A 13,402-nucleotide genomic window follows, 5' to 3' on the forward strand; every position below is an offset into this window, starting at 1 on the left:
CCTTTATCCACTATTTAGAGCGTTATTGTCTCTTTTTCATGATTTTGCTTGGGCTCGCAAATCAGCAGCTAATGCGGCGATTCCTTTTTGAATATCACCTCCAAACATTTTCGAATAGGCTTGGACTTTTAGTTTTTCCGTTTCCTCAGTGGTATAAGCGAGATATTCTTCTAGGGAAACTTCTGTTCGGTAAACTTTAGATAGCATTCCTCCCAGTGAGATAAATACTTCCTTATATTTCTTGTCTGGATCATTGGATTTATTCACTGATAATACCAATGCTTTTTCTTTTTCTGTGAGTCCTAATAGTTCTTGAATTTGCTCAAATTTATTTTGATACTTACTCTGATCCAGTAATATCTTGCAGTCGCTATTATTGATAATGGCCTGCTTCACTACAGGTGACGAAATGATATCTTCCACTTCTTGAGTAACCACGATTGCTTCACCAAAAAACTTTCGAACGGTCTTAAATAAATACTTAATGTATTCTGCCATACCTTCCTTAGCAATAGCCTTCCACGCTTCTTCTATTAGTATCATTTTACGAATTCCTTTTAGCTTGCGCATTTTACTAATAAACAACTCCATTATGATAATAGTAACCACTGGAAAAAGTATCGGATGATCCTTAATATTGTCTAATTCGAAGACTATAAATCGCTCTTGCAACAAGTCTAAATTTTGAGTAGCATTGAGCAAGTAGTCAAATTCTCCACCTTGATAATACGGACGCAGTACGTAGAGAAAATTATTTACATCAAAATCCTTTTCTTTTACCTTATCCCCTTCCAATATTTTTACAAAATCCTCTTTTAGAAAATCATAAAATGTATTAAAGCTGGGAAACAGTTGGGTATTTACAGCCAGTTTCTCATAATACAATTGCAAAGCATTCGATAAGGCAACATATTCAATCCGATTGAAAGTCTCATCGTCTTTTTTCCATAGTGCCAAAAGCAAGGTCTTTATACTTTCTTTTTTCTCCGTATCTAAAGTATCGCCTTCACTGATGTAAAAAGGGTTGAACTTGATTGGATTCTTTTCATCATAGGTGAAATAGTATCCATTGACCATATCACACAACCCTTTGTAACTATGACCTACATCGACAAGTACAACATGGGTTCCTTGTTCGTAATAGCTTCTAACCATATGATTGGTGAAGAAAGATTTTCCGCTTCCAGAAGGTCCTAGTATAAACTTATTTCGATTGGTGCATATCCCCATCTTTATTGGCTCATCACTGATATCCACATGTACTGGCTTTCCAGTCAAACGATCTCCTAGTCTGATCCCAATTGGGCTTAGCGACGAACGATAACCCGTTTCCATATTTAGAAAGCAGCTTGCTTGCTCTACAAACGTATCAAAGCTATCATTCATCGGAAAATCAGCGGCGTTTCCAGGAATCCCTGCCCAATAAATCTGGGCTGCCCCCACTGTTTCTTGTTTTGCTGCTGCATCCATTTGCACAAGCGCAGAAGAAACCTTGTTTTTAATGTCTTTCAATTCTTCTTTTTGATCCGTCCAAACCAAGACATTAAAATGCGCTTTGACAGGGAGCCGTTGCTGACTAATGGCTTCATTAAGGAAATCATTTGTAGCATCGCGAGCAATTAGATTTTCCCTACTATACGCTGACAGAGATTGTAGTCGCAGTCTTTTGCTTTCCAACTTCTTCAAGGTTTTTTGGAAGTCTTCTATAAAAATGTACTGATTAAAAATGTGATTACACGAAAGTAACTGTCCTAGAGTAGAAGCAAAACCAATGCTAAATTTGGTCCTATCGGTTGAATACCTATCATAGTTAATTCTAGAACCACATAACGCAGGCAAATCGGCTGCATCTCCTAGAGTATAAATCTGGCAATGTTTGTCTCCCACCTGTAAACTATCCTTGAAAGCAATGTCATTGAACACAAAGGATTCCGGTTTCTCAGACAAGGAACAATAGCGTTCTATAATGCCAATCTTTCTGCTGTGACTTCGTAGCTCATCATCGCTAAGACGCTGTAACTTTACAAATCCGCTGTCTTCCAATATTCGTCTGAATTGTCCAGTGCTATCGACAAAATCTTGACGCACTTGTTCTTTTAAGGTTTCCTCAGGGACAATTGAAGACCTAATTAAATTAGAAAATAGCGAGCTAGAGGTTTTTCTTCCTACTGGCTTTTTAGTCAAAAAAATGTGGCAAGAATGATCTAGAAATGGACGCTCATTAAAGAATCGCTCACTGCAGCGGCTAAGAAAACTATGGTCGTCATTGGCAAAATGCGGTTGATGCTTACTGTCGATGAACCAGTCTTGTTTGTGGAAAACGCTAAACTTTGGTAATAGCTTTATTGCTTTCACCCAAGCTTGGTGAAAAGCCTCGTATTCCTGATCCGATAATGTAAATATCTCTGGCAGCTCTACTTTAAATACCACAGTAATATCTCCTTGCTTTGATAGAATACAGTCATGTTCTATATCCATTATCGGTAAAATAGCTTCCATCCTCTTTTCCATCTTCATTTATATTTAACTGATTCTTGATTCCGTTCTCCTCTACTTTGCCATTTTGTACATCCTTCTACTTTGAGTCTTAACTACTGTAGGTAATTGTCTTTTTGCTAGCTCTTTCATCATTCCGTGCTCTCCGTATTTGTGACTCAACTTATAAATCTTTACAGCCATCACCGTTCCTGCTATGCCAATAATCCCCAACGACATAAAAGAGGGTAAACCGATAAAATACATCATCGAAAAAAGAATCATTAGCACAACTATTCCTCCTCCAAAATACCAGATGTACTGCGCTTTTAATCCTTTAAATTCGATACTCTTATTAATTCCTTTATTGATATGATAGATGCTATTTCCCATATTTACAAATCATTAAACTCCAAAAAAGGATTTAATTACGGTGGTTACAACAACTAGAAACACACAGCTGCCAAACCATGCTGCTGCTACTTTTCCTGTATCAGGATCACCCGCATTCCATTTCTGGTAGACTTTAACAGCTCCTATCAGTCCTAGTAATGCACCAACAGCGTACATCAATTGTGTACCTGCATTAAAATAACTTCTCACTTTCTGATTCGCTTCATTGATCCCAGCGAGGCCATCCTGTCCATATCCTTGGTAACTAAATACCAGCAATACGATTATACTAACGCAGATCACCTTTTTTTGTCGGCTCATTCTTTCAATGTTCCAGTTGTTCTTCTTCATAATTCCTTGTTTTAAAGTTCCATTCGTTTTAAATTATGTAGAGCATGCCACTGTCTCAATTTCTCATTCCTGTCACATCAAGCCATACCGCACTGAAATGGACAGGGGCAATTCCTCTACTTTGTAATATTGTTTTATTCGTTCCACAAGTCTTCAAACTCTTCGAGGCTTAAACTTATAGTATCTAATTTTTCACATTCTGAAATAATCAGTTCACTAACTGAGGATCTAAAAGGAGAGTTTTTAATACTTGAGTATTCGGTAAGTAATGAACTGAGATGTCCAATAAATTCTGATTTGATGACTTCTCTTTGATTGGCATCCTTTACCATATTTTTTAGCTTTTCGGCAAAAGCATCTATATCAAGAATAGTTTCTTCTGTTTCTCCAAATGATGGATGTTTAGAAGCACCAGTAAAAGTTTGCGGGTGAACTACGTCATAATGAATTTCTAAATCCTTAATTCTGTGATTCCAAAGTTTTCGCTTTCCTGTCACAATTTCTGTGATGTCAAATAAATAATATCTAAATCCAATAAATAGATACCAACTGGCTAATAGCAGTACAATCACAAAGATGTAATTGTCCCATGAAATGTTTGTAAACATAGCTTCTTAATTAAGTGTTCAACTTCCTTTTTTTTCTTTTCCTCAAACACAAAAAAAATTGATGTTTGATTTCATAAGTCAAAAGAACAATTAGTTAACTTTGCTCACAAGTACAACTTTAAGTTGTACCCTTTAGTACCCCTGATTAAAAGTGCTATATAATCTATTTTATATAATAAGATTTAGTAGCCGTTAATTTTAGTAATCATCTTCTCCAGCGTCTTAATGGCAACTGCCTTGTCACGGTCTTCAGCATTATAAGACTTGCTCCTTACAGATTGATAGGACAACTCTTTTTTAAACGGAGTAGATAAATAAGGAACAATACTTTTAAATACCTGACTCATCGAACGGGCTTTTACGACACGAGATTCATCCGCAGCCCTCAAAATAAGAGCAATCTGATCACACGATAAATCACATTCCATTTTAAGATTGGAATCGATTACTGTTATGTCACTTTGAGGAGCTGTAACGATAATAGCTTCTTCTTTGGTTTTTATTTGCTGTTCCAGGTAGCGAATTTCATGTTGAAACCAAGTATATAAAACCTCTTTCAAATGAGGCTCTTGAGGGTCAAACATTCTTTTGGGCTTGCAATAGAGCTGCCCAAATTCTTTGTAAATAAGTAATATAGCGGCCAACTTTTCTCCAACTGTAGTATAGTGATCGAGCTGGAGCATAATCCTATTCTTAATATAAGAACTGTATTCCTGACAATTAAAATTAAAACATATGAGTATTTCATCTGCTACCGAATACGTACTGCTTTGTACAAGTTCTAGCGTATCGTTAGCTAAGGCATTCAATAATTCCTTTCTATAGACTAATTCCCTATAGGTGCTCTTATTGCTGTGCTCTGATAGTACTTTTTGATACAGTTTTGTCATAACTAGTTGCAAAGGTTGTTCCGTATCAGAAGACATTACAATGTTGCGTTTAAACCTGTCCAACTTGGCCAGTATTTCTCTTTTCGAGACTATTTGATAGGTGATCGGAACACGTACATCCAGACTAAGATATTTATAAAATCGATTTTCGACAAACGATATTAAATCTTCTAAAACGGATGTAATTGTTACTCCAATATGACGAAGATGGGGTTCTTGAAAATGCTCATGTTGTTGGTTTTCGATAGTACAATCTAAAAGATAAATAAAACTCGAGTGGTATTTTCGAACCAAAAGCCGAAACTGTCTCTTTTTTCGAACAGAAAAAACTTCTTCTTTGATTTGTATTTGAATCCTACGAGATTCCTTTTGAATATGAGTAACCAGTTCCTTACTTTCAGCAATTGAGATAGATTGTAGTACGCCACTCCTGGGGTTAAGTTCCTGCACTATTAAACAATCGAACCATTCTAAGGGGTATTTTGTTTGTATCATAGAATTGTTTTATTGGTTGTGAAAAACAATTAATTAAGGGAGCGATAAATCTACTTGCTTAAACTACTACGGTATGCTGACGGTGCTATTCCAACATGCTTTTTGAAAAAGGTGCTAAACGAAGAAGGACTGTTAAATCCCAACTCTTCTGATAAACGATTTATAGTAATTTGGTCGTCATCAAGCCTGTTTTTTGCTTCCATGACAAGGGTTTCTTCAATAATTTTCTTTACCGGTTTACCTGTAGTCTGCTTGACCACCTTGTTCAGATACCCAGCTGTTACATGTAAAACACCCGCGTAAAATTGTACGCTGTGCTGCTCATTAAAATGAATCGCTAGAATATTTAAAAACTGAATAGTCAAATTTTCGTTTCTTGTAAAATTCAGGTGATAATCACTCACAAATTGCCCATAAATACAGCGAAGTTCATACAAAAAGAGGTTAAAACTAATACGCTGTAATTCGGTTGCTACATGCTGAATTGCTGTATCACTATTTACTTGATACATTAACTTATAGATTAGCGATACGATTAAAGAACTTTTAAGATCTAAACTGACCTTTCCAATATTTTTACTACTAAGAAAATAGAAAGCATCAAGAAGGGCTTGCTTATTACAATTTTCTATCGCAAAGGTTGTACTGAATGAAAGGTAGAAAAGTTTTAACTGAGGATCTGTACCTAATATTGCTAAAGTCGCTCCCTTTGAAAGCACGACTAAATCATGAGCGAACAGCTCCAATAAGACATCTTGAAAAGAAACTCTTAGACTGCCTGATTTTATAAGTAGTACGACTGTATTCCTTATAAAGAAGGCCTCATGCGACTGTTTCTTGAGTATACAGTCTTTTAGAATATGAACATCCAAACCTTTAACGGGAAGTTCATCTAAATCAATATTTAATAAAGTCGTTAACATAAGTTCACTCATTTAAAATAATTAAGACCGCTAGAAAAATAAAGTTGGACTAATCTTTACTGTCTAATTTTGCGATAACAATCAAGAAGAAAAAATACAGATTAGACAGGGTTCCAACAAACAATAAATAACCTATGAATTGAGTACTGGCATTTTTCCTTCGACCATCAATCCAATAGCCAACTATTTCATCATAGCTTAATAAATCTATAATGAAATAGAGACTAATGAGGTTAAAAATGACCAACACTAAAAAAAAGTAAATGCGAAGTTTCATCAGTAAAAGATCATTTATTAATATAATGAGATTCTCCTATTATAGGTAAAAACGCAGATGAACGATTACTGAAATTAGGGACGCCTGAAAAGGATTAAATTTTGACGGTACTTTTTTGTTTCCCACAGAAATTTCCCAATCTCGATCCTTATGGCCTCCTTCGGCATCAAGTGCATATCTGGTTACTGAGGTAATCCCTAAAATCGTTTCCAGCTCTTGAACTGTTAGATTGGTAGAGTCTAATATATCCGCTTCATATGCGACAATGAAATCATACAATAAGCTGTACTCTGCTTCTTTATTTTGAATGAGAGAGACAAAGAAACTGACTAAACTACTTTTTGCCGTCTCGCTTAATGTGCTCGTTGCAAGTGTTGAAGTAACCGTGTTTTCAGGATTACTTACGCTGACAGTAATACCGTCTTCAGATACCAAAATGTTACTTTTACCAATTACATCGTGTACCTTCAACTTTGCTCCCACATAATTTACCTGAGCAGTCAAATCTTGAATAGTTTTAAAATTTCCATGAATCTGATAGTAGTCTGCAAGCCATTTACCATATCTTTTCCCAACTTCATCATAAGGATTAGCATCATTGGCGGGTCCCAATTGTTTCACTCTGCTTGCTTGAGCAGAAATACCATTACTTTCTACAGCAGTCATTCCATACTCTTCTGAAGAACAGGAAATCATTACCAAAATAACAAACAAACCTAAAAATAAATTTTTCATAATTACTAATTATAAATGTGACTGAGAATAATTTCTCCGTTCATTTACCCGGGTAAGCAGAACCTTTATTTAGCACGATGCTAAACTTTTTGCTTTTGAATTCCTTACAAATCTATGTGCTCAAAAAATACCGTACAACACTTTGGTAGTGGATATTCACGAATTAAGTATGGATTTTCACGAAATCCACACTACTTTTCTTATAATAAAACTCTATTTATCAGTAGATTATATTATTTTTGAAATATACTATGGTGAGAATATTCTAGTACCTACTAATTAAAACAAAAGGAATAATTCGCCGCTATCCCCAAATTTAATTGATGCACTTATGAAGAAATTTTTCATTTTAGTTTTAATTGGTCCCATGTGGATGAAATCGCAGAACACCTCTTTAATAATTCCGGATTCCATTCAAAAAAGAGATTTCCGTTATTTGGAAAACCGAATTGATCATTTTAGAAATGACAGTAGTAAAGCTGCTGTTTACCTTTATACTTACATCAAAAAAGCAAAAAGGGAACGCAACTGGGAGGAACTAAAAAATGGCTATCAAAACATAATGCACCAGTCCCCAGCATCATTGCGTTCTGTTTACGCTGACAGCATGGTATTTGCGGCAAAAAAGTCTAAAGACAACGCAATTATAGGAAGTGCTTTTTTAACTAAAGGAATCGTTTCTTTTGCAGACAAAAAACACAAAGAAGCGCTTGATGATTATTTGATTGCTAACGAGCATATCAGTAAAACAAATGATCAATATCTCATTCATAAAGTGAAATACAACATTGCACAGCTAAAAAACACCATGGGGTTTTATGACGAAGCCATCGTTTTACTGAGAGAATGTGTAAGAAATTATAAAAAGAATCACGACAGACCTTATCTCAATTCCCTTCACTCTTTAGGACTTTCTTATAATAAAATAGGAAATTACGGCATGTGTACTCAGACTAACGAAGAAGGAATCAAAGAAAGCAACAAACGTGCTCTTCCTCAAATGGCAACTTATTTTAAGCATTCCGAAGGTGTGAATCAATATTTTCTAAAAAATTATCAGAAGGCTATTGATAATCTAAAGAGTACTATCCCCGAGATACAAAATAACAATGATTTTGCTAATGAGTCCGTAGGAAGCTTTTACATTGGTAAAAGTTATTTGGAACTTAAAAAAGAATCTGCCGCTATCCCCTATTTTATTAAAGTGGACCAGATTTTAAATAGCACTCAATTTATGCGAAAGGATTTGCTAGAGGCCTATGTGCTATTAATCAACTACTATAAAACAAAGAAAGAGGACAAATTGCATTTGTATTACATAGACCAATTACTTAAAGCAGAAGCTGCATTACGCGAAACCAATAATTATCTTGTCTCTAAGATTAATAAGGAGTATGATAACAAAACCATTTTGTCTGAAAACCAAAAACTAAAGCAACTGGAAAATGGGCAAAAATCTAAAAACTTAATTTTCGTGCTCGTTGGCACATTCATATTCTTGATGTTAGTTTTCGTGAGCTATCGCAATTTTAAAATCAAAAAGCTGTACAAAAAAAATTACGACGCATTGATGAGTATAGATCCGCAACCCAAAAAAGAATACACTAAAACATTACTCTCTGGCATCGAAGATATGAATGATTCGGCAGTTAGTGAATTAGTAAACCAACTAGATGAATGGGAAAAGGCAAAGAATTTCCTAGAAAAGGACATCACTTTAGTAAAGTTAGCAGCTACTTTTAATTCCAATACAAAATACCTTTCTCTAGTTATATTTCACTTCCGCCATAAAAAATTCATAACGTACATTAATGATCTTAAAATAGATTACCTGATCGAGGCGTTCAAAAATTCTAAAGGGCTACATAAATACAAAAATGCGGCATTGGCAGAAGAAATTGGATTTAGTTCTACTCAACGATTTGCGACAGCATTTAAAGCCAGAACTGGCATGCCTACTCCCTATTTTATTGAAGAACTTACAAAAGAAGAGGCAAATGCGGTACTATAAAGAAGAAACTACTCCAATTTTACCCGTTATGTAGCTGAGCTAAAGACTAAATCACTATTTTTACTTCTTAACTTAATAGAAACCTATCATGAAAGATCTTATCCAAAAAATTAATGCTGAGTTTGAAACCTTTAAAACAGAATCTCAATCTCTCGTAGAAAAAGGGGTTAAAGCAGCAGGACCTAGAGCTCGTAAAGCAACATTGGAGCTTGAGAAACAATTAAAGGAGTTTAGAAAAATCTCTGTGGAGCAATCTAAAAAGTAATATCATTTGTAGAACAAGCCTTGTTTAAAATAACTTAAGCGAGGTTTTTTTATGTTTATTTTTTTGCTTTTAGATTATGTCCATAATACAGTTATTCTATTTTAGCATGCAATTTGTGCGTTACCCACGTTTTCATCCCATACTAAAATTAGATATTAAAATGTAAAAACAAATGATGTTGTGTTTAATTCGGAAATTGAACAGGACAAATTCAAGAATAAACTTCGTGAAATTACTACTCACCTATTCCATAAATGTCTTTATTAAATCCATTAATTAGAGAAATTGCACATGCATTACTTTTGTAGAGCCTGGGCTCAACTATATTTCCATTGCTTTACATAGGAACGCTTAGCTGTTGGTATTAGTTTTATTTTTTTCCAAATGTCCATTTTATTGCTTTTACTTTTGCAGCCCTAAAAATCGTATTATGGCCTTCTTTCGGTTCAGGCACATAATTCCACCTTAATGTAGCTATATTTTCATTAACTAATATTTCTTACAATTCTTTCGTAAAAGTTGAAATATCTTCTGCACTTGAAGCTGCGAACCAAATTCTTTTTTCAGTTTTAGGAAAGTTTACTAAGTGTTGTTTAGCTGTCTTTACTAAAGAATGATCATTCCACCATAATGAAGGATCAAATGCAATGTAATTGTCAAACATATCTGGTGTCAATAGGAAAGTTTCGAAAACAAAAAGTCCTGACAATGATTCGCCAATAATACTTTTTTCATTTGTTGTTCTATATCGTTTATTTATTTCAGGAAAAAGTTCTTCCTGAATAAATGCCCTAAACTTTTCTGAACCACCAACAATTGGTGCAATTTCTTTATCTTTTTCAACTTCAGTAAAACCTGTTAAATCTCTTCTACGCTGCGTATTTTCTATTCCTACTAAAATCATTGGCGGAATACTTTTAGATTTTATAAGTTCAGCAAGTGTATTTGCAATATGTGGAAAATCCTCATCTATTATTCCACCGTCAGCCATGTACATTACAGGTAAAGGATTAGCGCTTGTTTTATATTCGGGCGGCGTCCAAACATTAATATTTCTTTTTTCTCCAACTTGTTTGGATTCTATTGTAAACTCATCATGAGATGGAATCCAGTCTTTCTTTTGTGAAGAAATTGCACAACTTACAAAGAGAATTGACATTAATAAATTACAATAAATAAATTTCATATTTTCTGTTTTAATTTTTGTTAATCGCGGTACATTACTATACAAATGCGTATTCAAATGTATTTCTATAGTTCAGAAAAATGCATTACAGCAGTAATTTTATTAATTTTACTAAAATATATTTAAAGGAAAACACAATAACTACCACACTAATTTTACTGCGAAAAAAAAGAGACATTCTTACCTCTTGATCCTGAGTACTCGTATATTTAAATATTTTTAGACAATTTTATAGTTTTTGCAATTTCTAAGGCGTTCTTCCTTAAAGATGGTAACGGCTGTTCAAGCGCGGGCTCATTGTATTATTTTCACACCCAACAAATCTTTGGTTGAAAGCTGTTCGTTGGTTTTATTTCTCTATTTTTCCGTTATATTTTGGATCAAAATCAACTGTTCATTCTATTCCGTATTTGTCTCTAAACATTGCGAAATAGGAACCCCAAAGGCTATCCGCAATTGGCATCTCAATTTGTCCGCCTACTGAAAGTCCGTTGTATAAATGATCCGCTTCTTCTTTACTTTCAGCACTTATAGCTATCTTAGACCTGTTTTCATTTTCATTAACTCGCCCCATAAATTCCGGAACATCATTACCCATTAAAACATTTTTACCAATAGGCAAAGCAATATGCATTATTTTATTATTTTCGGATTCTGGAATATTAGAATTCGGCATATCGCCAAATCGAGTAATCCTCGCAAACTCTCCGCCAAATACTGATTTGTAAAATGTAAATGCTTCTTCGGTATTTCCGTTGAAGTTAATGTACGGATTGATTTGTGCCATAATAATTATTTTTTAGATTTTTAATTTATTTTTATCAAGCGTTCTTTAGAGTTTCAATATCAAATTTTGTCATTTTCATAAATGCCTGAATTACTCTTGGTGCTTTTTCTTGGTCAGCCATTAGTTGTCCTAAAATTGAAGGAATAATTTGCCACGTAACACCAAACTTATCATCAAGCCAACCACATTGACTATGTTTTCCGTCTTTGCCTAATTCCGTCCAATAATGGTCGATTTCTTCCTGTGTTTCGCACTCGATTACATGTGAAGTTGCCGCAGAAAATTTGTATTGTGGTCCACCATTTAGAGCCATAAATTTTGTATTGTTCAATTCAAAAATAACCACCATTGGATTTTCTGAAATTATTTTTGAGTTCTGAAAAACTGTACAATAATAGTCTGCCGCTGCTTTCGAATTTGCGTCAAACCAAAGGCAAGAGTAAATTTGTTTTTCCATTGTCATATTATATATGTTGCAAATATAAATTAGGTTTTCCTTGTTCGTTCGTTGTCTGTTGTGCGGTAGGATACAATGGCAGCAAACGTGAGCCTTTGAACAAACTTGCGTTTTCTTCTTCAAATATAATACTTGATATAAAATAAAAGGAAGCAAATTTTTCTGAATAATACTGCATCATATCACAGGAATAACGAGAAGTTAGATGGTCTTTCCGTCCCTAAGTTTCGGGATTACAATACAACTTTTCACGAGACATCTCTTTGGGCATGGAAAGAATGCGACCTATCGTAGCCATATATCCGCGCGGTCGAAGGAACAAATACACTTCGGAGAGTTTGTCGATTATCCAGCTTTAGTTTGTGATAATTATATCGTGGCTTGCCGGAATATTAGAACATTTTTTTGTGATTTACCATCACATAATAGCACTCCAATTGTCTGGGTCGTAAACGCCCGATTCTTTTTCTGCCTTTATTGTTTGATGGACTAAAACCCACGTGATTTCATTATTACCATCGTTTGTAAGTATACTATTAATTAAGGCTTTTCTAGTGAAAGTTAAGAACTCCTTTACTTTTTCAGTGTCACTAAAAACTCTTTGTATTTCAGTAATATATAGGTTTTCGGCAAGTTTTTCATCAAGAATAGAATCTTCAAATTCTTCGATAAAACAGTCGAAGTTGTCATTTATTTCGTAGTTATATTTAGTGTCTGTTTGTGTATTTTTTTCTTTAAAAATAGTTTTAAGTTCTCTAAAAATATCTGGCTGATCAAGAACGGGTTGTTTTTCAACCCAATCCCATATGATATCAGGTTCTTCCTCATTTTCTAAAAAGCACAATAGTTGTTCTCTATATTTAGCGATTTTATTCATGATTTTTCTCGTTTAAAACTTTTTTAAAATTTAAATTTAAACATTTATTCTGAATTTAAGCAGGAAGGATTATATTAATGTAATTGCTTCTTCTGCATTTCCGTTAAAATGAATGTAAGGATTTATTTGTGCCATAACTTTATTTTGAAATGTTATTTATACTTAGGAATTTTGTTGTAGGAATTTTGAAAAATAGATTATTAATGTAATTTATCCACCTGCAGTAAAGAAGTTCCGCATAACTAAATTATTGTAATCTTTTTAGTAAACAACTATATTTTTACATATCGCATATTGCGATTAGCGATATGTACAGTTAATCATTGGTTTACTAAATTAATATCATCTAATATTCCATAGGACAAAATGCGTTTTACCCATCAATATGACACAACTAAAATATACTTTAAAACCACAAGATATAGTTGTACTTCTCAAAATAATAGCTTTGGGAGATATCTCCTGGTATCGTAATACTATAGCGGTAAATTTAAATATGAGCCAAAGCTGAAGTTAGCCAACTACTGAATCGTTCAAAATATGCTGGAGTAATAGATAGTACAAAGAAAAAAAGTTAACAAATTAGACTTTAAATAGTTGTTGCCTCATGGTATTTCTTAGCTATCCGCAAGCCAATGAAATTTTAGCAATGCAGATACCGCCATTAGTTAT

13 protein-coding genes are annotated in these 13,402 nt (G+C 34.0%); 2 read left to right on the forward strand and 11 right to left on the reverse strand.

The window, feature by feature from the left end; translation table 11 throughout:
• Nucleotides 1-36: 36 nt before the first annotated feature.
• The 7 genes from BC961_RS12585 to BC961_RS12615 all read right to left on the reverse strand — a co-directional run bounded on the left by BC961_RS12585 (nt 37) and on the right by BC961_RS12615 (nt 7,147).
• The gene (locus tag BC961_RS12585) at nt 37-2,511 is read right to left on the reverse strand and encodes a TraG family conjugative transposon ATPase (RefSeq protein ID WP_121926331.1); all 2,475 of its coding nucleotides are present in this window, start codon (nt 2,509-2,511) and stop codon (nt 37-39) included.
• Nucleotides 2,512-2,550: 39 nt separating this feature from the next.
• Nucleotides 2,551-2,868 (reverse strand): DUF4133 domain-containing protein, encoded by a 318-nt coding sequence (locus tag BC961_RS12590; RefSeq protein WP_121926214.1) that lies wholly within the window; start codon nt 2,866-2,868, stop codon nt 2,551-2,553.
• Between the two features lie 12 nt (nt 2,869-2,880).
• Nucleotides 2,881-3,219 (reverse strand): DUF4134 domain-containing protein, encoded by a 339-nt coding sequence (locus BC961_RS12595; protein WP_121926215.1) that lies wholly within the window; start codon nt 3,217-3,219, stop codon nt 2,881-2,883.
• A gap of 134 nt (nt 3,220-3,353) precedes the next feature.
• Nucleotides 3,354-3,827, reverse strand: coding sequence for a hypothetical protein (locus BC961_RS12600; protein ID WP_121926216.1), 474 nt, complete (start codon nt 3,825-3,827; stop codon nt 3,354-3,356).
• A 182-nt stretch (nt 3,828-4,009) separates the two neighbouring features.
• Entirely contained in the window at nt 4,010-5,212 is a 1,203-nt protein-coding gene (locus BC961_RS12605; RefSeq protein WP_121926217.1) for a hypothetical protein, read from the reverse strand.
• Nucleotides 5,213-5,262: 50 nt separating this feature from the next.
• Complete coding sequence (locus BC961_RS12610; RefSeq protein WP_121926218.1) at nt 5,263-6,147, reverse strand: helix-turn-helix domain-containing protein; 885 nt, start codon at nt 6,145-6,147, stop codon at nt 5,263-5,265.
• A gap of 304 nt (nt 6,148-6,451) precedes the next feature.
• Nucleotides 6,452-7,147: a hypothetical protein gene (locus BC961_RS12615; protein WP_121926219.1), complete on the reverse strand. Its 696-nt coding sequence runs from the start codon at nt 7,145-7,147 to the stop codon at nt 6,452-6,454.
• A 331-nt stretch (nt 7,148-7,478) separates the two neighbouring features.
• Here BC961_RS12615 and BC961_RS12620 point away from each other — a divergent pair, with 331 nt between their 5' ends.
• Both BC961_RS12620 and BC961_RS12625 read left to right on the forward strand, forming a co-directional pair.
• The gene (locus tag BC961_RS12620) at nt 7,479-9,158 is read left to right on the forward strand and encodes an AraC family transcriptional regulator (RefSeq protein WP_121926220.1); all 1,680 of its coding nucleotides are present in this window, start codon (nt 7,479-7,481) and stop codon (nt 9,156-9,158) included.
• An 88-nt stretch (nt 9,159-9,246) separates the two neighbouring features.
• Nucleotides 9,247-9,423 carry a histone H1 gene (locus tag BC961_RS12625; protein WP_121926221.1) on the forward strand — a complete coding sequence of 59 codons (177 nt, stop codon included), beginning with the start codon at nt 9,247-9,249 and terminating at the stop codon, nt 9,421-9,423.
• A gap of 499 nt (nt 9,424-9,922) precedes the next feature.
• On the opposite strand, the gene BC961_RS12630 is transcribed toward BC961_RS12625, so the two are convergent.
• The 4 genes from BC961_RS12630 to BC961_RS12645 all read right to left on the reverse strand — a co-directional run bounded on the left by BC961_RS12630 (nt 9,923) and on the right by BC961_RS12645 (nt 12,730).
• Entirely contained in the window at nt 9,923-10,609 is a 687-nt protein-coding gene (locus BC961_RS12630) for an alpha/beta hydrolase (protein WP_245980935.1), read from the reverse strand.
• A gap of 394 nt (nt 10,610-11,003) precedes the next feature.
• The gene (locus tag BC961_RS12635) at nt 11,004-11,396 is read right to left on the reverse strand and encodes a VOC family protein (protein WP_121926222.1); all 393 of its coding nucleotides are present in this window, start codon (nt 11,394-11,396) and stop codon (nt 11,004-11,006) included.
• A 34-nt stretch (nt 11,397-11,430) separates the two neighbouring features.
• The gene (locus BC961_RS12640; protein WP_121926332.1) at nt 11,431-11,853 is read right to left on the reverse strand and encodes a VOC family protein; all 423 of its coding nucleotides are present in this window, start codon (nt 11,851-11,853) and stop codon (nt 11,431-11,433) included.
• A gap of 418 nt (nt 11,854-12,271) precedes the next feature.
• A complete protein-coding gene (locus tag BC961_RS12645) occupies nt 12,272-12,730 on the reverse strand; it encodes a hypothetical protein (protein WP_121926223.1) in 459 nt (152 codons plus the stop codon).
• Nucleotides 12,731-13,402: the final 672 nt, after the last annotated feature.

It is taken from the genome of Flavobacterium weaverense (assembly GCF_003688495.1).
Taxonomy (GTDB): domain Bacteria; phylum Bacteroidota; class Bacteroidia; order Flavobacteriales; family Flavobacteriaceae; genus Flavobacterium; species Flavobacterium weaverense.

Bases quoted from the DNA above. Each gene is read 5' to 3' on its own strand.
- BC961_RS12585 (WP_121926331.1), bottom strand. From the start codon at position 2,511: ATGGAAAAGAGGATGGAAGCTATTTTACCGATAATGGATATAGAACAT.
- BC961_RS12590 (WP_121926214.1), bottom strand. From the start codon at position 2,868: ATGGGAAATAGCATCTATCATATCAATAAAGGAATTAATAAGAGTATC.
- BC961_RS12595 (WP_121926215.1), bottom strand. From the start codon at position 3,219: ATGAAGAAGAACAACTGGAACATTGAAAGAATGAGCCGACAAAAAAAG.
- BC961_RS12600 (WP_121926216.1), bottom strand. From the start codon at position 3,827: ATGTTTACAAACATTTCATGGGACAATTACATCTTTGTGATTGTACTG.
- BC961_RS12605 (WP_121926217.1), bottom strand. From the start codon at position 5,212: ATGATACAAACAAAATACCCCTTAGAATGGTTCGATTGTTTAATAGTG.
- BC961_RS12610 (WP_121926218.1), bottom strand. From the start codon at position 6,147: ATGAGTGAACTTATGTTAACGACTTTATTAAATATTGATTTAGATGAA.
- BC961_RS12615 (WP_121926219.1), bottom strand. From the start codon at position 7,147: ATGAAAAATTTATTTTTAGGTTTGTTTGTTATTTTGGTAATGATTTCC.
- BC961_RS12620 (WP_121926220.1), top strand. From the start codon at position 7,479: ATGAAGAAATTTTTCATTTTAGTTTTAATTGGTCCCATGTGGATGAAA.
- BC961_RS12625 (WP_121926221.1), top strand. From the start codon at position 9,247: ATGAAAGATCTTATCCAAAAAATTAATGCTGAGTTTGAAACCTTTAAA.
- BC961_RS12630 (WP_245980935.1), bottom strand. From the start codon at position 10,609: ATGAAATTTATTTATTGTAATTTATTAATGTCAATTCTCTTTGTAAGT.
- BC961_RS12635 (WP_121926222.1), bottom strand. From the start codon at position 11,396: ATGGCACAAATCAATCCGTACATTAACTTCAACGGAAATACCGAAGAA.
- BC961_RS12640 (WP_121926332.1), bottom strand. From the start codon at position 11,853: ATGGAAAAACAAATTTACTCTTGCCTTTGGTTTGACGCAAATTCGAAA.
- BC961_RS12645 (WP_121926223.1), bottom strand. From the start codon at position 12,730: ATGAATAAAATCGCTAAATATAGAGAACAACTATTGTGCTTTTTAGAA.